The following is a 23,574-nucleotide window of genomic DNA, read 5'->3' as shown; positions in this document are numbered from 1 at the left end:
CCACTGAAACAATAGCCCAATAAATGACACCACAAAATCATCGACGAATCATCAGACCAAGGACGATTTCACCTACCGCTGAACAAACAGAAAAGAGGGCGGCTGATCATTCTTATCACCGAATGCACTTATTCGTGGATTGTTAGATATTCCCGCTGAGAGTTTTGCTATAATCGGCGGTCTTATAGATATACCCACTTCAACCGCAGAGGATCTGTGCATGCCACAATATCGCTCCAAGACCTCCACCGCAGGTCGTAATATGGCCGGTGCCCGCGCACTTTGGCGCGCCACGGGGATGAAGGATGACGATTTTCAAAAGCCCATTATCGCTATCGCCAATTCATTTACCCAATTTGTACCGGGCCACGTTCACCTAAAAGACATGGGTCAACTGGTCGCCCGTGAAATCGAAAAAGCGGGTGGGGTCGCTAAAGAATTTAATACCATCGCTATCGATGACGGTATCGCCATGGGTCATGATGGCATGCTCTACTCTCTGCCTTCTAGAGATATTATTGCGGATTCCGTCGAGTATATGGTCAATGCCCACTGTGCTGATGCACTGGTGTGTATCTCCAACTGTGACAAAATCACACCGGGGATGCTGATGGCTGCTATGCGCCTCAATATCCCAGTGATCTTTGTTTCCGGCGGGCCGATGGAAGCAGGCAAAACCAAACTATCCGAGCATAAGTTGGATCTGGTTGATGCAATGGTACTCGCGGTTGACCCGAATACCTCTGATGAAATGATTGATGCCGTTGAGCGCTCAGCCTGCCCAACTTGTGGCTCCTGCTCCGGCATGTTCACCGCGAACTCGATGAACTGTCTGGCCGAAGCATTAGGCTTAGCACTGCCCGGTAATGGCACCGTGGTCGCAACGCATGCTGACAGAGAACAACTGTTCCTAGAAGCCGGTCGCAGTATTGTTAAGATGGCGAAGCGTTATTACGAGCAGGATGATGACTCTCTACTGCCCCGTTCTATGGGCTTTAAAGCGTTTGAAAATGCGATGACCCTCGATATTGCCATGGGTGGATCAACCAATACCATCTTGCACCTGTTAGCGATTGCTCAGGAAGCCGAGATCGACTTCACCATGAGGGATATTGACCGTCTGTCTCGCTCTGTTCCTCAATTGTGTAAAGTGGCACCGAATACACCTAAATACCATGTTGAAGACGTACACCGTGCGGGCGGCATCATGGCCATTCTCGGTGAACTCGACCGAGCAGGCAAACTGCACACAGATACCCCGACCGTCCACGCACCAACAATGAAAGATGCGCTGGATAAGTGGGATATTATGCGCAACCCGTCACCTGAAGTAATGGAATTCTATAAAGCGGGCCCTGCCGGCATCCCCACTCAGGTGGCATTTAGTCAAGCAACTCGCTGGCCAACACTGGACGGTGACCGTGAAAACGGCTGTATTCGAGCCATAGAGCATGCGTACTCCCTCGAAGGTGGTCTAGCCGTATTACACGGCAACATTGCCGTTGACGGCTGTGTGGTCAAATCGGCCGGTGTCGATGAATCCATTCTGGTCTTTGAAGGTCCAGCCCATATCACCGAATCTCAGGACGAGGCCGTCGCCAATATTCTTGACGATAAAGTGAAAGCCGGTGATGTGGTTATCGTGCGCTACGAAGGCCCTAAAGGCGGACCAGGTATGCAAGAGATGCTCTACCCAACCTCTTACATCAAGTCTAAAGGTTTGGGCAAAGAGTGCGCCTTGCTAACCGATGGTCGTTTCTCTGGCGGTACCTCCGGCCTATCCATTGGCCATGTATCTCCTGAAGCAGCGGCTGGCGGCGCAATCGGTTTAGTACGTAACGGTGATCGTATCCGTATCGATATCCCTAACCGTACAATCGACGTATTGCTCTCCGATGAAGAACTGGCACAACGCCGTGCAGAACAGGATGCCTCAGGCTGGAAACCGGTCGAAGCTCGCCCGCGTAAAGTGTCTGCAGCATTGAAAGCCTATGCTCTATTGGCAACCTCTGCCGATAAAGGCGCAGTGCGCGATCTGAGTAAACTAGACTAATCAGTAAAGATTAAATCTGGTCACAAAAAAGCAGCCAAAAAGGGCTGCTTTTTTATACGTTTCATTTCACTCTTTTAACGACAGCCCCTTCTAGCCACTGTAAACCTGCCAAATAAGCCGCAGGGCTAGCACCGTCACCAAGACACGAAAAATCATCTGAAATCGTTCGGCAGGCACTTTTTTCAGGATATGTAAGCCAATCCAAGTCCCCGCAAAACCACCAGCAACCATCAATACAATGAGTGGTAGCCAATCGGTAAACGAAAACCCTATCAAGCCAAAGACAAACATCTTCAATAGATGCTGTGCGGTCATACAAGCCGCGAACGTCGCCACCACACGATACTTTTCATACCCTAAGCGATGCACAAAGGCAGCCACTAAAGGCCCCGTCGCACCAACAAACATCGTTAATAACGTCGTTCCTGTACCAGCCAACACCAACCCTGCAGGCGGCATCTCCTGTTTACCCAGCTTAGGCCCCCAAACCAAAAACAGAATAAACCCTGCTACACAGAGCTGAATTACCTCAACCGGCAATTGAACAACTACAAAGTACGCAATCACCGCACCGACCACGGCCCCGAACAAAAACAATCGAAGTAACGGCCAATCGATATGCTCACGAGTAAGGAAGGCCCGATTGCCATTTGATCCCACCTGAACCAAACCATGTACCGGAATCAGGGCTGCTGCAGGCACGACCGTCGCCATCACCGCCAGCAATAACACCCCCCCACCAATCCCCATGGCAGCAGTCACCATCGATGTTAGTGTGCTAGTGATAATGAGCAAAAGCGCCGTATCAACGCCAATAGCATCGGGCAACCAGTTCACGAAGACTCCTTAAACATATAAATAAAGCGGATGGAAACAACGCCCAAGGCAGTAAAGCATCAATACCGATTTAAAACCTAAAACGCACGGTATCACCGTGCGTTTCGCATTCATTAACAACGGGTCTTATTGAATATCTATCAAGGCTCTTGCAACGATGCCAATACCTGATCAGCCCACTGCAAACTATGACGGTAAGCCACTTCATAAAACGGCTTATCAAGAAGGTTACGCATATCGCTCCATTCGCCACGCTCGTAGTGCTGCACTTCCGTGAGGATCTCCCCCTTCTGATTAATATGGGACAATATCGCATCCTTAATTGAATCATTTAACGGAATCTGGTTCAGCAACACCTGCATATCCGTATCCATCATGGCATCGAGCTGCGACAGCAAGCCAACCATAAAGAAGTTGATCGTCTGTGGATAACTTAGCATCTCAGCCAGTAACTCACACATCCGGCCACGAATCAGCATCACCCGTGTGAGCTCTTCCGGTTTATCCGACTGCCCACTGAGTAAGAATAGGGTCGCCCACTTCTTCACCTGATCCATACCAATCAATGATATCGCATGCGAGATCGACTCAATCTCCTTCGGCGTACTAAACGCAGCCGAGTTTACAAGCCGGAGTATTTTATAAGTCAGTGCGGGATCGTTAATAACAATCTGTTCGACCGATTCAGCAGTCGCCGCGGGGTTATTCAGCTCTGATAGCAGTTCCAGAATAAGAATTTTTGAACTACCAAAATTTTTGCCCTTAATGGAAACCGGACGGCAGAGAAAATACCCCTGATACAGATGGAAGCCCAGCCCAATCGCTCGTCTAAAGTCATCCTGGCTCTCAACTTTATCGGCCAAAAGATGTACTCGGTAAGGCTTACAAAAAGAGACTAATTGTTTTAACTCTGCATCATCATGGCGTTGAATATCGATCTTTACCACGTACATCAGATCTAGCAGGGCGGTCTGCGCTTTATCACCGGTATAGTGCGTCAGAGCAAACTTATATCCCTGCTCTTTACGGGCCCGTAAGACGTTTAACAGCTCTTTAGATATACCGTCTTCACGCAACAGTTCAAATACGACACTGTCATGGGGGAGATTCGGCAGCATATCAGACAACAACATACTCTGTGTCAGTTTAACGAACAGAGGCAGTCGTTTGGTTTTACCACCGCTCGAAGCGACTGCATAGTTATTAAGAATCACGGAAGCGGTAGCCTGCTCATCCGAAAAATCTAATGGCATCGTTCCCTTATCGGAGCGATACAGCAAACTATAGGCCTGTACATCCTGGCTTTTATTGAAAATAGGCTGACGCGCTAACAGAACAGAACCGTCAGCCAATACATCTTCATCTAACGCAATACTCACAACTTATTCCCCTGCTCAAATCTTAGTCCAGTATAACCCAACCTTGCCCTCGATAAGAGATACCGGAGAGAAAACTATCTTCTGTTTATAGCATGTAAAAAGTTAAACTGTACATTATTCATATCCCAATTTAGCCACAAAGGTGCGAACCCCAACACCAACCAACAATAGTCTGATATCAAATTTATAACGCGATAAACAGCTTGATCCTCAATAAGGTAAAGACCAACGACTCTAACCATCGCCATGAATTCTCGGCCAGATGATTTAATTTTACAGCCCCGTCAGATACAATATCCCGACATATTGTTTGAATAAAGGGAGGTTATTCGTCAATGGAAGACCAAGCACTCTGCAGTGACTGTTTTGTCCTACTGCAAACCGGACGCACATCCGCACATAAACATCTAACAGAAAAAAATCATATTTATAACGACACACTCTTTGAATGTAACAACTGCCAGAGTGTACTCCGCTTAACTCATGTCCCCCATCAATGGAATATTGTCGACAAGCTGGACCTCGAAGAAACGAGCATACAATCGGCTTAAACTCTTCAGCAATGGATGACTCGGGCTAACGTGAGCCCTGTGGCATCTAAAACCCTTTTATATCGATATATTGACGGCTCTCGAATGACTTCAAGCCACCAGTGATCGACCCACTATTGCAAAACAAAATCTGAACATTTCTTTGCCTATGGGGCTCTGTTAAACTTAGCCCCAATCTAACACCGGCCGGTTGCCGGACATAAAATCCATCAGTCCGGAATAAAGAATGTCTCCTGCGTCTTCCGATTCATCATCGCTATTTACTGCACACCCATTCCGATGGTTTCTAGCTCTGCTAGCCCTGTTGTTTTTCTATCGCGAATGGATCGTTATCAGTACACCGATAACACTCTTTTATGATGAGGCCTATTACCTCAGCTGGGCCCAAACACTGGATTGGGGTTACTACTCCAAACCACCGATGGTAGGCTGGCTAATCGCGCTCACCACGTCCCTGTTTGGTAATGCCGAATGGGCGGTAAAACTCGCGGCACCGGTGCTTTACAGTGGCGCAGCGATCATTATCTATCGCACCGCAGAATACCTTGCAGGAAGTCGGGCAGCCCTGATCAGTGGCGCTATCTTTCTGTTGATGCCCCTAATCGGTTTTAATAGTCTATTTATCACCACCGATGCACCCCTTATCTTTTTCTGGTGCCTCTGTTTTTACGCTTTTATCCAAGCAAAAGACACCAACAACGGCCTTTGGTGGCTGTTAGCCGGCATTGCAGGCGGGCTAGGCTTACTCTCTAAATATACCTTTATCATCTTGCCCTGCACTTTCCTGCTATATGCCGCTCTGAGTCCCGTCGGACGACAGTTGTTACTCAACCCTCGGTTTTGGCTGACCTGCCTGTTAGCACTCAGTTTCCTGTTACCCAACCTATACTGGAATTATCAGCACGATTTCATCAGCTTTCAGCATACCGCTGAGATCTCTCGCCAGAGCCGCAGCTCGCTAAGTTTCAGCCGCTTAACTGAATTTTGGATAGGGCAATTACTTGTCTTTGGCCCTGTATTCCTCATCTATATGATCGTCAGAGGCCTAAGCCGTCAGCCTCGTAGTGAAACTGAAAAACTACTCTGGAGCCTTTTTTGGCCCACTTTTTTGGTGCTCTCGGTACAAGCGCTTATGGCCAAAGCTAACGTCAACTGGGCAGGACCTGCCTATATCGGTGCGACGCTACTGACAGGTTATTATCTGAGCCAAGTAAAAGGCTATCGCTTACTACTGATAGGTTTGCTTGTTAATTTGCTATTTTCAATGGCTTTCTACCATTACACAGTCGTCACTGATGCTCTTGGCATCGAACGAAAACAGGGAACAGACCCTTATAAACGATTACTCGGCTGGCCGCAGTTTGTTCATCAGTTTCAGCCATGGTTTGATCAATATCCAGATTACAAACTGGCGAGTGATTCTCGTAAAATGCTGGCCTATTTTGGCTACTACATCAGCCCACAGGATTTTAAAGGGGTCGCGCTGAGTGATAATGATCACATCGAAGATAATTATGAGCTTCAGTATCCGTTATCAAAAAGCACGGCCAAGCAGTTTTTGTTTGTTAGTGAACATGATATTGAAGCAAAACTGAATCGCTATTTCAGCGATGTAACACTACTGACTGAACAGGTTTTCCCGCTTTATAGTAACTTCTCCCGTACCGCACGGCTGTATAAAGTCAGTGGTTTCAAAGGCATCCCAAAAAACGGACAACAAGCCCATGAGTAATGCTCCTTTATTAACACGGTTAAAAGGTTTCCGCGCACTCATTCTCTTTCTAGTCTGTGTCGTAGTGTTTGTCGGCTTTCCACAGATCGACCTATTTGTCGCAGGACTGTTTTACGATGCCCAAAGCGACAGCTTTATCTATAAGAACCAACCACTGGTTCAGTTCCTTTATAGGCTATTTGCTTACATTCAGATCCCCGTGCTGTTAGGGCTTATCGTGACGGGGTTACTGATCAAGTTTAAGAAAGTAAATTTCAAACACTACAAGAAGTGGACTATCACCTTTTTACTGCTCGCCCTTATTTTAGGGCCTGGCTTATTGGTAAATACAGTGATAAAAAATAACTCTATCGGCCGTGCCCGCCCAGTACAGGTGGAAAATTTTGGCGGCCATCAGACGTTCACTCCAGCGTTTGTCTATTCCGGTGCGTGCAGTAAAAACTGCTCATTTGTCAGCGGCCATGCAGCCATGGGGTTTTACTTTATGATTCTCGGCTGGCTATTCACATCACGACGAGCATTCTGGGGAGGCTGTTTGGTGGGGCTTGCGCTAGGTTTTACACGTATCGTGCAGGGAGGACATTTCCTCAGTGATGTACTCTTTGCCTTCTGGGCGGTTTATTTCGTCACTTGGGGTCTAGCCGTGCTGTTTGGCTTTAAACACCCGCTCGATAATAAACCAAGTTAAGAGAATAGAGGCTTGATCAGGCGCGAGGCTATATAAAACTCAATTGGCGAGCAGTTGATTACGACCAAGCCGCTTCGCCTGATATAGCGCCTGATCTGCCCGCTTCAACACCTCATGGATAGTCGCATCGTCTTTGTGGATAAGACTAATACCTGCGGTAACACCCACGTCCAACCCTTCGACTTGCAGGCTTATGACCAATGCCTGCACCTCTGCACGAAACCGCTCATAAAACAGTACCGCCTGTTTCTCTCCCGTATAAGGCATTAACACAACAAACTCATCACCGCCGATACGAATAAGCCAATCGGTACGCCGTAAGTAGCGCCGACATAACTGGGTCATCGCAACCAACACTGCGTCACCTTTTTCGTGACCAAACGTATCATTAACCCGTTTGAAATGATCGACGTCCCAGATCAACACTGTCACTACCTCAGAATAGCGTTTAACGCGATCGAGATACTCTGTTAACAGTTGATTCAACTGACGGCGATTCGGCAACTCCGTCAGCGGATCGGTCATACTTAACGCGCGTAATCTCTCCTGTAGTCGATGGTTAGCTGTACGATTAGTCGCAACCCAAAGCACAGCATCTTCATCATTGACCTGAAAACTCAGCGCACTCACTCGGCCTTCAAACCAAATGGTTTCAACTGGCCCATCGATGCTCTCCAACCCTTTAATATCTCGATTGGACAGTTCATATTCAACCACATGCATCTTTCGGCGGCTCAGTACCGCCGCGATCTCTTTAAAAAACCAATCCGCTTTTGCAGGCACCAACACATCGCTGAGGCGCTTACCAACAAGATCCCGACCATCATGATAATAACGGGTATCACGTCCACCAAAAATCGCTGCGTAAACACCGCTACGAGTCATCACAAAGGCAGGATCCGGCAGCTGCTCGAGTAATTCTTTTAGATGTAATTTCTCTAGTTCTTTCATTATGTGCTCGCTGATAAAGCGTATCCACATAAAGAATAGACCTTAACCACAGAGTCAACGAGGTTCAATATCATCGACATCGAACCTAAGCCGTAATACAGATCAATCTGTTGTTTTAGCTCAACAAAAAACTAGGGCATTACTGATAAATAAATTTTGTCAGCCGACATCAAACCTATCAAGCCAAACTATCAAGCCAAACTATCAATTCGCTTCGGCATTGAAACACTCAACGCTGACCCGTTGCTCGATCGGGACGACAGCGGGGCCATACTGATTAAAAATAGCCACATCCGCCGCATCACGACCATAACCAATAGTAACGTAGCCACCTTTACGGTAAGTGTCATATAGCTCGTGTTGGGTCGCATCGAAGGTATACCAACGACCGCCGACATAAGCTTCAAACCAAGCATGCAGATCCATGGGTTGGAGATCATGCAGATAGCCGACAACCATCCGTGCGGGAATACATAGACTACGGCAAAGAGCGATGCCCAGATGCGCTAGATCACGACATACCCCTGCAGGCTGCTGGTTGATCTCCTGGGCCGACAATAATAAATCACTCACACCCGGTTCATAACGAAACGTATTCCGTAACCAAGCCTCTATTGCAGCCACTTGATCATAACCGGGTAAACAGTTTTCAGTTATTTGGTTCGCCATCTGACCAAATCGGTCTGATTCACAGTAGCGACTGGGTAAAAGAAAACCGAGAACTTCGTCCGGTAACATCTGCACCTCAACAAAAGGCGCTTGTGGAGCACGATCGAGGATGTCGGCGATCATCACCCGTGACGAGGTATGAATAGAAAAGTGCCCTTCTGGAGCGACCAGTCGCTGACACAGGTTGCCGTAGTTGTCCGTAAACTCAAACACCGGCACACTCGGATCAATTTTATATTCTTCACGGGCAATCCACTGCAGCGCACCACTGCGGGGACGCAACATCAACACGAAAGGTGTTGGGACAGAAATATCAAAGACAAGATCACAACTCGTTTGTAGCCACATAAGCCCATCCTTGCGATTGTATTAGTGAAGCCTTCGCAGATTCATCCGCGCCTGAAACACTCGTTTCAAGGTGAGAGAACCCGCCATTATTCCTGAGTGGGTAGCCGACTAACGTCAACGGATACACTTAATTTTTGACCCTTACCACCATCGAAAAAGACCCCTTTCAACGGCGATACATCACCGTAATCCCGGCCCCAAGCTGTAGTGATATGATGCTCAGCAGGCATATTGTCATTGGTCGGATCAAACTCAAACCAGCCTTCATCCGGTGAGAAAACCGCGAACCAAGCATGGGATGCATCACTACCCACCAATTTTTCCTGCCCCGGTGGCGGTAAAGTTTCCAGATAACCGCTGATATAGCGAGCGGGAAACCCCAATGACCGCAGACAGCCTATCGCTAGATGCGCAAAATCCTGACACACACCGCGTTTATTTCGTAACACCTCATCGAGAGGTGTCGCAATACTGGTAGACTCAGGATCATAGGTAAAATCGGTATAGATCCGGTGTGTCAGTTCTCGCACCGCCGACAGTAACGGCCGGTTACTCGCAAAAGAGGGCCGTGCATACTCGCGCAGCGAGGCGGCTGCTTTAATCATCGGCGAATTCAGGACAAATTCCCGCGCCTCTAATACTGGCAATTCACGACTTTTTTGTAACGCAACCAGCGCCTGACCACAGGTATTGCCCAGATCGAGACCTAACTCGCATTCATGGATATATTTACTATCATGCACCTTAATATCGCTGACAACATCGATTTTCAGCTCTTTATGGGGCTGTTCCAACGAAAAGAAGTACGCTTTATTGCCAAAATAATCCACCCGCTGCTGACCCAATGTATGCGCAGGATAGATCTCAATCCGGCTCGCCGTGCAGCTTTGGTAATCAGTATTTCGCGGGAGCAGATAGGCGCGGTTGTAACACAGCGTTACCGGCTTCTCATATTCATAATGGGTGATATGACGAATACGGTAGTTCATAGTTCCTCATCCCAATCGGTCCGTACCAACTGTTGATGCACCTTGATCTGATCAAAGTATTTAGTACTAATTTGATTCGAGGTCTCATGCAGCAGATGCTGTAAACGGGACAGCAGTTGATCAAGCCCCACACGTGTGCCTGCATCCTCATCTTCGACCACGAGCTCTTCCAATTGACACAACTGAATCGCAGAAGAGGCCTCCAACATATACCGATCTTCATCCGCCAAACCTGAACCATTTGCTGCCGATGGTAGCTCGGCTAAATGTTTGCGTAATTGATCCACCTGATAGAACACGGAACGGGGATTGCTACTATCCGATAACAACAACTGCAACCCTTGCGCCATATCGCTGCCAGAACGGTCTCGGCGACGGAAGGTGATCAACACCTCAGAACTCAACAACACAGACTCTAAGACCTGCTGTTGCTGATATTTAGGCAACACAGGCACCAACGAGGCACGAATCAAAGAGACCGCCTGTAGCGCTTTCTCAACCCGCAATCCCATATCAATGAAGCGCCAGCCTAAGCCACGTACCATACTCTCCTGCCACAAGCCCGACAGTGCTAATAGTGTGGTTACCAAAGGATCCAGCGCTTCTTCAGGTGCGGCCGTCAGCCCCTGTTTCAGCGAATCAGCCAAACCTCCGAGTTCATCACGCAAGTCATTGATAACCCGTTGGGTATCCGCCGACAACATCTCGCGCACCTGATCGGAACACTCCAACAGGGCATTCAAGTTTGCCGTGACACTACCGGCACGCTTGCCATCGAGTACCACCGATAACAACTCAGCTTCCGGCTGTGCCGGTATAGGCGATCCCGATAAGGTAAAGCCGGGATAGGTAGTGGTTAGCTGTGTCACGGTCTGTAACAACACCTGCTCGGTCTCTTTCGGCATATGGTAGGTGCTGTTGATCTGTACAAAAACCGTCCGCAACAACCGTAGCGCCGCTTCAGCCCGCACCGCATAACGACCCAACCAGTAGAGATTCTCGACAACCCGGCAAGGGAAGGCGATCCGCGGTTGCGCAGGCGTCGGTATCGGCAACGGTTGTGACTCGAGTAACGAGATCTGTCTTTCCGGCTCAGAAGCCAAGATCCAAGTATCTTTACTGGTCGCGCCCCGAAGATTACTCAGGTTTAGGCTATCCGACTGACTGCCCACCCGCGTCAATCCGCCAGGCATCACATGATAAGAGGAATCCATCGCGACAGAAAAGCCCCGTAATATCGATGGGCGCGGCAACAACTGACTGTCTTTCCATGACGGTGTCGTCGATGGGCGGATATATTCCTGCGCCGTAAAATACAGCGGTTCTTGACGTATTTTTTCAATCAGCGCTAAACGTTTAGGTTCATCGAGTTCGGAACCAAAAATACTGTGCTCCGAAGGCCGACGGAAGCACTTCTTAATCACTAACTGATCAATGTGCTCAATCACATAAGTCAGATCCTGAGGATCGCCACACCAATAGGTTTTAACAGATGAGAGCTGTGCTTCGCGTCCAAGAAAGTGATTAGCGATTTGCGGTAGATAGCGCAGTAATGCGGGGTTTTCCAAGAAGCCGGAACCCATCGGATTAGCCACAATGACCCGTCCCGAGCGCACCACTTCGAGTAACCCAGGCACGCCAAGACGGGAATCGCTTTTAAGCTCGACCGGATCACAGTAAAAATCATCCACCCGACGCAGCACCACATCGACCCGCTCCAGACCACCGAGGGATTTCATCCACAAGTAGCCTTTACTCACCCGCAGGTCGCTCCCCTGAACCAGAGGAAAACCTAAGTAGTTAGCCAGATAGGTATGTTCGAAATAGGTTTCGTTGTAAGAGCCTGGCGTCAAAATCACGATACGCGGCTGTTCTTGCGTAATCTGACTCGCTAAGTTGTTGAGCTTTAGCCGTAACGACTGAAAAAACAACGATAAGCGGTGTACATGGCTATCACGAAATAACGAAGGCAGTACTCGCGACATCACCGTGCGATTTTCCAACGCATAACCGGCACCGCTAGGCGCTTGAGTACGATCACCCAGCACCAGCATATTGCCCTCATGATCTCGCACCATATCGGTCGCATGCATCACCAACTGATGCTCACCGGGTAACGACAAGCCATCACAGGCACGCAGAAAACCGCCGTGGCTGAAGAGCAGTTCCGGCGGTAATACCCCGTGGCGAATCAGGTCACGGCTACCATAGAGATCCTTTAAGACCAGATCCAACAGCTCAGCGCGTTCTTGTAGACCAGACTCAATGCTGGCCCACTCTTCGCTCGCAATCAACGCAGGAACAGGATCAAGCTGCCAAGTCGCACTCGATGGGAACCCACTATTATAGGTGGCACCATCATCACGCAAGATACGCTCAGCCTTTTGCTGACGCTCATGAATCCCTGGAGCACCCAAGGTTTTCAAGCCATCTAACAAATACTGCCAATGCGGCTGAATCTCAGACTCGTTGCCATAGACCTCATCGTATCCAGAGCCGGCGGCTTTATAGTTCAGCTCGTCAGGGCTTTCTGCGGCTCGAGTTTCCATTAAGTATCTATACCAACATTATTTCGGCTGCATAGTATGCCATGACTGAGCTAGGTTTCCATCTGTCTACGTAGATCAAGGGTATGTGGGTACTCATTTGTAGGCATTTCCTGTGGTGGCGCCATCGGCCGTGGTGGCGTATGGTTGGCAAAGAACTCACGTAACCCATTGAATTCAGGCATATGCAGCTTAGTATCTAAGGTCGGCGTATGCTCAGTATTGCCAAAACGATTAATTCGGCGAGATTCAGCCTCAAACGCATTCACAGGGAAGGTTTCATAGCTTCGTCCACCCGGATGCACCACATGATAGCTACAACCCCCTATCGTTTGTCCGTTCCAAGTATCAATTAGATCGAAAATCAAGGGCGAATGCACGCCGATGGTCGGATGCAATGCAGACTGCGGTGCCCACGCTTTATAACGCACCGCCGCTACAAACTCACCCTTCTGTCCAGTTGACCGGAGCGGTAAACGACGGCCATTACAGGCCAGTACATAACGATCCGGCGTCAACCCTTCGACTTTAACTTGTAGACGTTCAACCGATGAGTCAACAAATCGCGCGGTACCAAAACTACCCACCTCTTCACCCAAGACATGCCAAGGCTCGATCGCCCAGCGCAACTCGATCCGCACATCATCAATATTCACGCTACCGTAATGTGGGAAACGGAACTCTTCAAATGGCGCTAACCATTCCTGCTGAAAAGGAATCCCGTGCTGTTGTAAATCTTTAACCACTTCCCGGATATCCGCCCACACATAGTGCGGCATCATAAAGCGATCATGCAGATCGGTGCCCCAGCGTACCAACGGCTTTTTATAGGGTTCTTCCCAGAAACGCGCCATCAAACAACGAATGAGCAACGCCTGCACCAAAGCCATCTGTGGATGTGGCGGCATTTCGAAACCACGAAACTCCAGTAGGCCCTGCCGTCCGGATGATAATCCCGGCGAATAGAGTTTATCAATACAGAATTCTGAGCGGTGAGTGTTACCGGTAATATCAACCAGCAGATTCCGCATCAACCGGTCAATCAACCAAGGCTGATCAACAATGCCATCAGGCATCAGATCAAACGCGGTTTCCAGTTCATACAGCATCTCTTCACGGCCTTCATCCACCCGAGGCGCCTGGCTAGTTGGGCCGATGAACATGCCGGAGAATAGATATGAAAGCCCCGGATGGTGCTGCCAAAAGGTAACAAAACTACGCAACAGGTCTGGGCGACGCAGGAACGGACTATCCGCCGCAGTCGCTGCACCCAAGGTGATATGGTTACCACCACCGGTACCGGTATGGCGGCCATCGAGCATGAATTTCTCAGCGCCAAGCCGAGATAGACGCGCCTCTTCATACAACATCTGGGTATTATCGGAAAGATCACGCCAGTTATCAGACGGGTGAATATTCACCTCGATTACACCCGGATCGGGGGTTACCTTAAAGCAACGCAAGCGATCATCTTTCGGCGCTTCATAGCCTTCAATGACGACGGGCAGATCCATCTCCGCAGCGGTATCTTCAATCAGTTCGATCAGCGCAATATAATGCTCTAAATGCTCCAACGGCGGTAAGAAGAGGAACAAACATCCATTACGAGGCTCAATACACAGCGTGGTGCGCACCACTTCAACCGGCTGAGTTACTTTATCCGCAGGCTTAACGTCAGACTCGTCGGCATAAGCCATCGCTGAACTTTGTCCTGCCTCTGGAAGCTCTTCAGCAGCAGCAAAGGGGTCGCGCCCTTGATCTCGGTGCAACGCTTCATCGGTGACGACCGGTAATGAATTAAGCGGCAAACGCAGACCAATCGGTGAATCACCCGGAATCAACGTCAATGTATCCCGGCGCAGAGGCCAAGGACTCGAACGCCAATGCTGAGTACCATAGTCCCAACCTAACGGCAGACAGAAGCCCACCGGTTTTTCTAACCCCTGCGATAACAGTTGCGCCAGTTTCTTGCGCTCCAGATCATCTTTAAGGTCGGCCTTCAGTGGATCAACATTATCCGGCAAGCTTTGCTCTTTCCACAGATAATAAAGCGTATCTTCGTAAGCAGGTATGACCCGAGACGTCGCTAAACCCGCTTTCTTTGCCAAACTCTTAGCAAACTTTTTCGCTACCTTACGTGTGACGCCATAATCTTTATCGACCCGCGCCAACAGCTTAGGCTCACGCCACAACGGCTGCCCATCGGTACGCCAGAAACAACCCAAAGCCCAACGAGGTACTTCTTCACCGGGGTACCACTTACCTTGACCATAATGTAACAGACCGCCGGGGGCGAATTTATCACGCAAGCGGAAGAGAAGATCTTTCGCTAAACTCAGCTTCGCTTCACCTAAGGCTTCAGTGTTCCACTGCGCACCATCCATATCATCAATCGATACAAAGGTCGGTTCACCACCCATGGTCAGGCGCACATCTTGTTCAACCAGTTTTTGATCGACCGCCTCACCAAGGGCTTCAATATAAGCCCACTGCTCTTCTGTGTAAGGCTTGGTAACTCGCGGATCCTCATGAATACGGACCACTTCATTGCTGTATGAGAACTCAACTTCGCAAGGATCAATTCCCCCCGCGATAGGAGCAGCAGAACGTGGCGATGGTGTACAAGCCAGTGGAATATGGCCCTCACCAGCAAACAAGCCTGAAGTTGGATCGAGTCCAATCCAGCCTGCGCCCGGAATAAAGACCTCACACCACGCATGCAAGTCGGTAAAATCAGTCTCGGTTCCTGAAGGGCCGTCTAAGGCCTTCACATCGGCGACCAACTGCACGAGATAACCTGAGGCAAAGCGAGCAGCCAAACCTAGATGACGTAGAATCTGCACCAACAACCATGCCGTGTCACGACAAGAGCCGCGCTTCAGTTGCAGGGTTTCTTCACCACTCTGAACCCCAGGTTCCATACGAATGTTGTAATCAATATCTTGCTCTAGACGCTGATTCAGATAGACCAAAAAGTCATTCATCGGCATCGGATCACGGGGAACAGAACGAACCCATTCTCGAATCAAAGGTCCATGATCGACGATTTCAAGATAAGGTTTAAGCTCTGAATGCAGCTCTTTTTCGTACTTAAAGGGAAACTTTTCCGCATACTCTTCAAGAAAGAAATCAAATGGGTTAATCACCGTCATATCGGCGATGACTTCGACCTCAACCCGCAGATGATCGCTCTTCTCAGGAAAGACAATCCGCGCTAGAAAGTTACCAAATGGATCTTGTTGCCAATTAATAAAGTGATTTTCCGGACTCACTTTCAACGAATAGGCTTTAATTGGCGTACGACTGTGTGCCGCAGGTCGCAACCTGATCGTATGCGGGGACATTTCAACCGCTTTATCGAAGCGGTATTCAGTGATGTGGTGGATTGCGGTTCGTATAGCCATTCGGTACCCCGTAGATCGATATAAAACCTAATTCAAAAAAATATACATAAAGCTGAGCTCAGCCACTACCCATAAATAGGGGGCAGTTCAAAAATCTATCATCACCGTTGAGTATGACAAACGATAATGGTTTACATCATAGTGCTGCCATTGACACTACATAAGCAAGTAATCAAAAGTAGCGTTTCACGTTCCTGCTTGTAAAAATAGTTGAATCCTACAAGCTACGCACCATCAAGGAGCGAATAATTCACATCGCCGCTAAAAAAACGACCCGTCTTAGTCACCGCGCACAGCATCAGCGCATAACAAGCCATCCTTTAGCCTGCCTTTAAGGTAGAGCAATAAACAGGCCAGAGACAGTTATTTATATACGTCGTTAACAATAAAACGCGCAAGCCTGAATAACCAGCCACACAATGTCGACACAGTCGTTACCTTTAAGCCGCTCATTTATCCACAGCCCCTAGACATCATCGACCATCAATAATAACTTTTGTTGTCCAGCGGACAGCTCCGTCATGAAGCTGTATGATCGCCCACTCTGCGCTATCAGTATGGATGACCCATGAATCAACAGCCTCAATCACCCTCAGCCATGACCGGCTGGATACTTTTGCTCATGCTGTTACTGGCGCTCATCTCGGCGCTCACCCACATCATTCCCGGCTATATTGCAGGCATTCCTGCTTGGGCTGCCGTGGCTTTATTGATTCGACAACAGAAGCGTAATCAACTCATTCAGAGCGTCATACTGTTATCCATCGGCGTGATCGGCCTTACCTTTGGTCTGCTCAACGGAGCGGATAATAGCTATCTATTTAAAGCCATTGAAGCCAACCAGTTGGTGGTCGCAATGCTCATCGGGGTCAGCTTTCTGCGCATCATTGCAGCCAACAACATCCGTTGTAATGAACAATTACCAACGGGTCGCAAGGCGATACTCAATACACTCTTCGGTAGTCATCTAATTGCCGCCGTCATCAATATGTCATCGGTAATGATTGTCGGCGACCGACTCAGCGCCCGTCAGTCTCTGACGCCATTGCAAGGGCTCACGCTATTGCGAGCATTCAGCATCTGCGCTATCTGGTCGCCCTTCTTCGCTTCCATGGGGGTCATACTCATCAGCGCACCGGGCGCGCAGCTTGGCACATTGATGCTGTTTGGCCTACCAACAGCGCTGATCGGCTTATTACTGAGCAGCTGGCAGATCTCACGCCACCCTGACATCTTGGACACTCAGGGCTACCCCATGCACTTTAAAGCGCTATGGATGCCGCTGATGCTAGCGATACTGGTGATAATCGCACATTGGCGCTGGCCCACTTTACCGGTGATGACATTAGTCACCTTAATCGCCATTCTGTTTGTCATAATATACCTGCCCTTTAAGCAGGGCATGAACAGTTTCCGCCTACTAAAGCACCATGTACATGAAGGTTTACCTAAACTGAGTAGCGAAGTTACGCTGTTTCTTGCCGCAGCAGTTATGGCCGCAGGCGTCGCCGCCCTATTAGAATCATTGCAGATACGTTTAGCACCGGAACATTTCACCGCTCCCGAGGCCTGTCTAACACTTCTCGCATTAGTGGGGTTAGCACTGATCGGCATGCATCCTGTGACCACCGCCGTACTCGCTGGCAGTATTTTAATGCCGAGCGTCAGCGACCCTAACCTATTAGGTATTACCCTGTTACTCAGCTGGTCTATCGGCGTTGGCGTATCACCGTTCTCCGGTGTTCAACTTAGTTTGCAGTCACGTTATGGCTTACCAGCCCTCACGTTAATGAAATTTAATCGGTACTACAGCCCTACGATGCTAGCCGTTGGTTTTGCGGTAATATGGTTCTACGCCAGCATAGGAAACATTAGTTAAGTTTTTCTGATTCAAGGAATGGATTACCCCTCGATTAGACAATCAAGGGATTAATGAAAAATACGTGAATTTTGACGGTCACAATACTTGTCTAAAAAAACCTAAAAACGACCTAAACCAGAAGTGGATTCCAAAGATTAACAGTTTAAGAGGACCGATGAACAGGGCCGTTCTGCTAGCCTCTTTTTTAACGGATAATCATGAATCTACAGCCGATAAATCGTTATCATCAGACGAGAAAAACCGAATATTATTTTTACCTAAGCGCTTAGCCGTATACATAGCCATATCAGCATTTTTGATTAACTCTGTCGACGTATGCCCGTCAGTCGGATACTGAGATATACCAATCGATGCTCCGATATGAAGCACCTCCCCACAGATGTCGATAGGCTCATTAATTGAGCTGATAACACGGTGAGCAATATCGTTAATTTCGTCTCTACCTTGCGGGTTATTAAGAATAAACATGAACTCATCACCACCCACTCGCGCCACCGTGTCAGATTCCCGCACCAGTGCAAGCAGCCGTTTCGCGACCTCTTTCAGCAGGTAATCACCGACATTATGACCAAAGCGATCATTAACCGGTTTAAAACCATCAAGATCGAGAAACATGAGCGCCAAATTACACTCTTCACGCTGGATATTTACCAGTTTTTGGCTAATGCGATCCATCAACAAAGTACGGTTGGGCAAATCCGTCAAACCATCATGAAACGCCAAGTGTCGAATGTGCTCATCTTTACGTCTCAGCGCCGTAATATCGTTAAAAACCGAGACATAACGAACCGGTTCGCCATCCACATCGCGCACCATACTGATGGTCATCCGTTCGAGGTATAGATCCCCGTCTTTTCGACGATTCCATATCTCACCACTCCAACGACTCTTACTGGCTATATCCTGCCACATCGCCACATAGAAGGCATCGTCATGCTGATTTGATTGCAGCATTCGCGGGGTCTGACCAACGGCTTCTTCAACGGTGTAACCGGTTATTTCCGTAAACGCAGGATTAACCGAGAGAATAATGCCATTGGTATCGGTAATTAGTACGCCATCAAGGGTATTATCAAACACACAGGCAGCGAGTTTAAGTGTCTCCGCCGTCTCCTTAAGGACGGTGACTTCACTAGCCAGAATGGAGAACCCCCTGACTGTACCATCGACGTCAAAATCCGGAATATAGTGGCCAATAATATGCCCTTCACTACCATCGGCTTTACTTAATGTGCGCTCGAAGCGTTGCGGCTCGCCCGCTAAAACTCGCCGGATATAAGGCTCATTTAAAGCAAATAATTGCTCACCCACCAACTCCTCAAACGTCAAACCAATAATCTTCTCGGGCGGCCGGCCAAACCACTCAACATAAGCATCATTAGCATCGCGACAATATAAGTCACGATCCCAATAACCAATCATACTCGGCATAGAGTTAAGGATTGACCGTGTAAAAGTTTCCTGCTCGATGCTGGCTTGCGATTTCAGTTCAGACTGTTTGAGTGCCTTTCGCGTACATCGCAGGCGATCGACAAGATAGGAGACAAAACCACCAATAGCAGCAAACACAGCCATTTCAGCAACATCTAGCCCATTGCTAATAACAGGTTGGCCCGCCAATAATGGCCATAGGAGAGTGACCGCCAAACAGGACAGGAAAATGGCCAGCAAACCAGCTAGCCCCCCCAGATAGAGCGCCGAAGCAAACACCGCCGGATAAAAGGTTAGCCAAATAAGTTCTGAGTCCAACACATTGAGCGGCCACACCCGAAGAGCCGCGGCCAAGCCAACTAATACAAATGCAGAAAAAAAGGAATTGATGATGCTTGAGCTTTTTTCCGTTATGACCTTCATCTATTACCTATGAGTATGATGGCTTTTGCAAACATCCATGAATAGTCAGTAAAACAGTGTACGCTGTTTCCCAGGATTAAAGAATCAATCTCACTCGCCGGGCCCGCTATCGACTAGCACAACAACGACAATCGACTTTATTCAAACGCAATAGGTAATGTAAAACAACCAAAATCTCACCAAGAGCGCCTAGCGTTATAAGGTTATCGGCAGCTCATTTTTCCTTTCTAGCGATAAAGAGGAAAGCACATCGGCCAGCCTAAACGATGGAAAAGAATCTGACTGCGATAACCATAAAGGTAATAAAACGCGTCAGCACAGTGATCAATTTTCCCTGTAACAACGCATCACAAGCACTATCATTTAAACAAGAGATTTAAGAAAAATGGTGCCGCCACCAAGAGTCGAACTCGGGACCTACTGATTACAAGTCAGTTGCTCTACCAGCTGAGCTATAGCGGCTTAACAGACAGCTAACAATCGTTAACTGGGCGAGATAACCATCAGCATGCTAACAGTCTCTCTAAATAGTGGCGGAATGGACGGGACTCGAACCCGCGACCCCCTGCGTGACAGGCAGGTATTCTAACCAACTGAACTACCACTCCGCAGTGGCTTACTATACGGAACTCAAACCCGCGACCGTTACTCCTACAAGAGTGACAGACATACTAACCAAACCACCACTCCGCAGTGGCTTACTATACGGGACTCGAACCCGCGACCGTTACTCCTACAAGAGTGACAGACATACTAACCAAACTACCACTCCGCAGTGGTCGGTTTCTATAAGAAACCTGATAAAAATGGTGCCGCCACCAAGAGTCGAACTCGGGACCTACTGATTACAAGTCAGTTGCTCTACCAGCTGAGCTATAGCGGCACTGGATCTGCCTAAAGAGTAATACCCTTTGAGCACTTTATTAAAGACTATCGGTAGACGAACAACCTGTAGTTCTTAATAAATTACGGCGTAACTAGAGGGATTATACGGCTACGCCGTTCCCTTCGGGCTATGCCTTCGGCATATTGTCTCGCTTCGCTCGGCTCAAACCCCATCGGAGCTTCTCACCCGCCAGGCGGACAACACTTTATTAAGCTCTATTGGCAAACGAATAACCTATAGCTCTTAATGATTTTTTGGTGCGCCTGGAGGGATTCGAACCCCCGACCAACAGGATCGGAACCTGCTACTCTATCCAGCTGAGCTACAGGCGCACAAGTCATCGTAAAGATGAGGGCGTGTATATTACCGATCTAGCGAAGTACTGTCTATCGCTAAAGCGAAATTTTCCATCATATAAATACGACAATGATTGAGGTTTCATCGCCACGGAATTGCTATCGCGCTTAATTGGTAAATTGATGTTTCTTATACGAGATGATCGGCACTTCCCGTAATTGATTTTCACCGGCTTCAGGAATCAGTGTCCCCATCCGCTTTGCCCGTACCGGACGGCTGAAATAGAATCCCTGGAATAACTGACAACCCCAACGTTCAAGATATTCCAGTTCTTCGCGTTTCTCTACACCTTCGGCAACGACATTAATACCTAACGTTCGAGCCATCGCAATAATGGTGGAAACGATCGTGGCGTCACTACTGTCGGTCGTGATGTCCTGAACAAAAGACTGATCGATCTTTAATGTATCCAAAGGCAGCTGCTTCAAATATTGTAGCGAAGAATAGCCGGTGCCAAAATCATCCAACGAGAAACGGATGCCTAACTGAGAAAGACGCTTCATCTTCGTCTTCACCGCCTCGATATGATTTAATAAAATCCCTTCTGTTAGCTCAAACACCAAATACTCGGCCCTAACGCCAGTACCTAGAACAATATCCTGCACCTGCTCAACAAAGTCGTTCTGCTGAAACTCGCGAGGGCTGATATTGATAGAGACCACCAATTTTTTACCCTGCCTTTCCCATTCCGCCATCTGCTTGCAGACATCGGTCAAGACCCATTGACCCACACTGCAGATCAGATCGGTCATCTCTGCAATCGGTATAAAGGCTGAAGGATTGATTAAACCCTGCTTCTCATCCGCCCAACGTACCAACGCTTCGGCACCGACAATACGCCCATTACTCTTCACTAGCGGCTGATAACAAACAAACAACTTATCATCCTTGATCGCTTGTCTCAGGTTCTCTTCAACCTGCTGACGCTGATCAGCATGTTCCTGCATCTGCTCAAGAAAAAAGCGCACCTGATTACGCCCCTCTTCTTTGGCCCGGTACATTGCCAAATCCGCTTGCATCAGTAGATTTTCAAGTTCATTCTTTTTCCCATCAAACAGGGCGATCCCGATACTTGGGGTCACATGTAAATCCCGTCCATCAATTTGGTGTGCAGAGGAGATGCCTTGACGAATTTTTTCTGCAATACTGAGGGCATTATGGGTCGCAGATGACTCTGCCTTACCTAAATCAGGCAGTAACACCACAAACTCATCACCCCCCAATCGGGCGGGAGTATCGCCCTTTCGGACTGATGCACGTATCCGGGCGGCAACGCTATTTAACACCGCATCACCCACATTATGTCCCAGCGAATCATTAATCGTTTTGAAATGATCCAAATCTAGATAGACCAACGCTCCTATCTGCCCCGACCGTTTCGCCCGCAATACCTCTTGCTCCATGCGCTGTATCAGCATACGACGATTCGCCAACCCGGTCAGCGGGTCAAAATAGACATGTTGCTCAATCGTTTCTTGATGCGATTGAAGTTCCGAGGCACTTTTGTTGATCTGCTCCAACATACGATTAAAGCCGCGGATCAGCTCATACAGCTCTCCCTGCTTACCTTTTTCCGGAATGGTTAGCGCGTAGTTTTTCTGAACCGTTACCTGCTCCATAGCCCGCAGTATCTCGTCTACTGGCTCCGAAATATTCCGCTGTATCCGTTTGGACAGTAGCGACACCCCTAGTAACGATAGACAATAGAGAACCACACCAAACAATAGGTAAAACAGCATCTGCTGCTCGATAGCCGCCAATCCATATTGCAAATAAAGCTGACCAACCAACTCGCCGTTGTATCTAATCGGCACACTGTACTCAAATAGATTAAAACTAATCTGATGCCCTTCCTTTAACCCCGTTCGGAGCAGAAAGGAGGGGCTGGGTAGAGGTTCCTCAAGCCCGTCTTTAACCGCCCGAATAAACTCCGAACCATCCGTTCGATAAACGTAAACGCCTAATAAATTTGGCTCAGAAAAATAGCTATCCAATAATGATGTAGTCGACACCGGAGATGCGTCGACCATCAAAACATTAGCCAAGTGAGGGGTGGCGAGCTCAGAGAAAACATGGGCTCGGTCAATCATGAAATTGCGATTGTTGAACAACTCAAAACTAAGTACAACCAAGCCGGTGATCAACAAAACAACCGCCACGGAAGTGACAAATAGGCGATGCAGCCGGCGGGTGACGGAAACAGAGGATTGCTGAGACATCAGAATATCCCAACTAGTCTACCGTTTCGGCATAAAACAACGGTAGATAAACAGCGCTCTTGCAAAAAGACGAAACCCGTCACCATATAAATCCTTTTTACGGTCTGTAAGTTACGCGACAACTGACTGTTCTACAGTCCTGCGGAGCAAGTGTTAAAGGCAAAAAAGTCCATATCTATATAAAACACTAAAAACCCTATTCTCGCCAGCTAAAAGGCCATTTAATTCG

The 23,574-nt window shown here is 48.3% G+C and carries 13 protein-coding genes, 4 tRNA genes and 1 other RNA gene; 4 read left to right on the top strand and 14 right to left on the bottom strand.

All coding sequences use genetic code 11. From position 1 onward, the window contains the following. The first annotated feature begins 220 nt into the window (after positions 1-220). Positions 221-2,053 (top strand): dihydroxy-acid dehydratase, encoded by a 1,833-nt coding sequence (ilvD, locus tag KO512_RS04840; protein WP_215951207.1) that lies wholly within the window; start codon positions 221-223, stop codon positions 2,051-2,053. A 90-nt stretch (positions 2,054-2,143) separates the two neighbouring features. Here the strand turns inward: ilvD and KO512_RS04835 are convergent, their stop codons facing one another. Further along, positions 2,144-2,890 carry a sulfite exporter TauE/SafE family protein gene (locus KO512_RS04835; protein ID WP_215951206.1) on the bottom strand — a complete coding sequence of 249 codons (747 nt, stop codon included), beginning with the start codon at positions 2,888-2,890 and terminating at the stop codon, positions 2,144-2,146. Between the two features lie 140 nt (positions 2,891-3,030). Continuing rightward, the gene (locus tag KO512_RS04830) at positions 3,031-4,269 is read right to left on the bottom strand and encodes an EAL and HDOD domain-containing protein (RefSeq protein ID WP_215951205.1); all 1,239 of its coding nucleotides are present in this window, start codon (positions 4,267-4,269) and stop codon (positions 3,031-3,033) included. 777 nt (positions 4,270-5,046) lie between these two features. Between KO512_RS04830 and KO512_RS04825 the strand changes: the two genes are divergently transcribed. Both KO512_RS04825 and KO512_RS04820 read left to right on the top strand, forming a co-directional pair. Then, complete coding sequence (locus KO512_RS04825; RefSeq protein WP_215951204.1) at positions 5,047-6,552, top strand: glycosyltransferase family 39 protein; 1,506 nt, start codon at positions 5,047-5,049, stop codon at positions 6,550-6,552. Continuing rightward, positions 6,545-7,240, top strand: coding sequence for a phosphatase PAP2 family protein (locus KO512_RS04820; protein WP_215951203.1), 696 nt, complete (start codon positions 6,545-6,547; stop codon positions 7,238-7,240). The genes KO512_RS04825 and KO512_RS04820 overlap by 8 nt, the downstream gene beginning before the upstream one ends. A gap of 39 nt (positions 7,241-7,279) precedes the next feature. Here the strand turns inward: KO512_RS04820 and KO512_RS04815 are convergent, their stop codons facing one another. The 5 genes from KO512_RS04815 to KO512_RS04795 all read right to left on the bottom strand — a co-directional run bounded on the left by KO512_RS04815 (position 7,280) and on the right by KO512_RS04795 (position 16,147). Beyond that, positions 7,280-8,191 (bottom strand): GGDEF domain-containing protein, encoded by a 912-nt coding sequence (locus tag KO512_RS04815; RefSeq protein ID WP_215951202.1) that lies wholly within the window; start codon positions 8,189-8,191, stop codon positions 7,280-7,282. A gap of 204 nt (positions 8,192-8,395) precedes the next feature. After that, a complete protein-coding gene (locus KO512_RS04810) occupies positions 8,396-9,208 on the bottom strand; it encodes a transglutaminase family protein (RefSeq protein WP_215951201.1) in 813 nt (270 codons plus the stop codon). Between the two features lie 86 nt (positions 9,209-9,294). Beyond that, on the bottom strand, positions 9,295-10,197 hold the full coding sequence (locus tag KO512_RS04805) for a transglutaminase family protein (protein WP_215951200.1): 903 nt from the start codon (positions 10,195-10,197) through the stop codon (positions 9,295-9,297). Then, positions 10,194-12,746: a circularly permuted type 2 ATP-grasp protein gene (locus KO512_RS04800; protein WP_215951199.1), complete on the bottom strand. Its 2,553-nt coding sequence runs from the start codon at positions 12,744-12,746 to the stop codon at positions 10,194-10,196. Before KO512_RS04800 ends, KO512_RS04805 begins: the two co-directional genes overlap by 4 nt. A 50-nt stretch (positions 12,747-12,796) precedes the next feature. Next, positions 12,797-16,147, bottom strand: coding sequence for a DUF2126 domain-containing protein (locus tag KO512_RS04795; RefSeq protein WP_215951198.1), 3,351 nt, complete (start codon positions 16,145-16,147; stop codon positions 12,797-12,799). A gap of 568 nt (positions 16,148-16,715) precedes the next feature. Between KO512_RS04795 and KO512_RS04790 the strand changes: the two genes are divergently transcribed. Beyond that, positions 16,716-18,026 (top strand): hypothetical protein, encoded by a 1,311-nt coding sequence (locus KO512_RS04790; RefSeq protein ID WP_215951197.1) that lies wholly within the window; start codon positions 16,716-16,718, stop codon positions 18,024-18,026. A gap of 198 nt (positions 18,027-18,224) precedes the next feature. On the opposite strand, the gene KO512_RS04785 is transcribed toward KO512_RS04790, so the two are convergent. The 7 genes from KO512_RS04785 to KO512_RS04755 form a co-directional block, all read right to left on the bottom strand. Beyond that, entirely contained in the window at positions 18,225-19,883 is a 1,659-nt protein-coding gene (locus tag KO512_RS04785; RefSeq protein WP_215951196.1) for a diguanylate cyclase domain-containing protein, read from the bottom strand. A gap of 386 nt (positions 19,884-20,269) precedes the next feature. Further along, positions 20,270-20,345, bottom strand: a tRNA-Thr gene (locus KO512_RS04780). Between the two features lie 69 nt (positions 20,346-20,414). Further along, positions 20,415-20,491: transfer RNA gene (locus KO512_RS04775), tRNA-Asp, on the bottom strand. A gap of 199 nt (positions 20,492-20,690) precedes the next feature. After that, positions 20,691-20,766 (bottom strand) — tRNA-Thr (locus tag KO512_RS04770). Positions 20,767-20,852: 86 nt separating this feature from the next. Further along, positions 20,853-20,975: non-coding RNA, RtT sRNA (locus tag KO512_RS04765), on the bottom strand. 49 nt (positions 20,976-21,024) lie between these two features. Continuing rightward, positions 21,025-21,101 (bottom strand) — tRNA-Arg (locus KO512_RS04760). A gap of 132 nt (positions 21,102-21,233) precedes the next feature. Beyond that, complete coding sequence (locus KO512_RS04755; RefSeq protein WP_215951195.1) at positions 21,234-23,345, bottom strand: bifunctional diguanylate cyclase/phosphodiesterase; 2,112 nt, start codon at positions 23,343-23,345, stop codon at positions 21,234-21,236. Positions 23,346-23,574 lie beyond the last annotated feature (229 nt).

It is taken from the genome of Amphritea atlantica (assembly GCF_018860855.1).
In the GTDB taxonomy this organism is placed as follows: domain Bacteria; phylum Pseudomonadota; class Gammaproteobacteria; order Pseudomonadales; family Balneatricaceae; genus Amphritea; species Amphritea atlantica_A.
Note: the sequence above shows the minus strand (reverse complement) of the source record. Positions and strands in the feature narration are given on the sequence as shown.

Coding starts and splice junctions, on each gene's coding strand:
- KO512_RS04815 (WP_215951202.1), bottom strand. CDS start 8,191: ATGAAAGAACTAGAGAAATTACATCTAAAAGAATTACTCGAGCAGCTG.
- KO512_RS04795 (WP_215951198.1), bottom strand. CDS start 16,147: ATGGCTATACGAACCGCAATCCACCACATCACTGAATACCGCTTCGAT.
- KO512_RS04800 (WP_215951199.1), bottom strand. CDS start 12,746: ATGGAAACTCGAGCCGCAGAAAGCCCTGACGAGCTGAACTATAAAGCC.
- ilvD (WP_215951207.1), top strand. CDS start 221: ATGCCACAATATCGCTCCAAGACCTCCACCGCAGGTCGTAATATGGCC.
- KO512_RS04820 (WP_215951203.1), top strand. CDS start 6,545: ATGAGTAATGCTCCTTTATTAACACGGTTAAAAGGTTTCCGCGCACTC.
- KO512_RS04810 (WP_215951201.1), bottom strand. CDS start 9,208: ATGTGGCTACAAACGAGTTGTGATCTTGTCTTTGATATTTCTGTCCCA.
- KO512_RS04825 (WP_215951204.1), top strand. CDS start 5,047: ATGTCTCCTGCGTCTTCCGATTCATCATCGCTATTTACTGCACACCCA.
- KO512_RS04785 (WP_215951196.1), bottom strand. CDS start 19,883: ATGAAGGTCATAACGGAAAAAAGCTCAAGCATCATCAATTCCTTTTTT.
- KO512_RS04805 (WP_215951200.1), bottom strand. CDS start 10,197: ATGAACTACCGTATTCGTCATATCACCCATTATGAATATGAGAAGCCG.
- KO512_RS04790 (WP_215951197.1), top strand. CDS start 16,716: ATGAATCAACAGCCTCAATCACCCTCAGCCATGACCGGCTGGATACTT.
- KO512_RS04755 (WP_215951195.1), bottom strand. CDS start 23,345: ATGTCTCAGCAATCCTCTGTTTCCGTCACCCGCCGGCTGCATCGCCTA.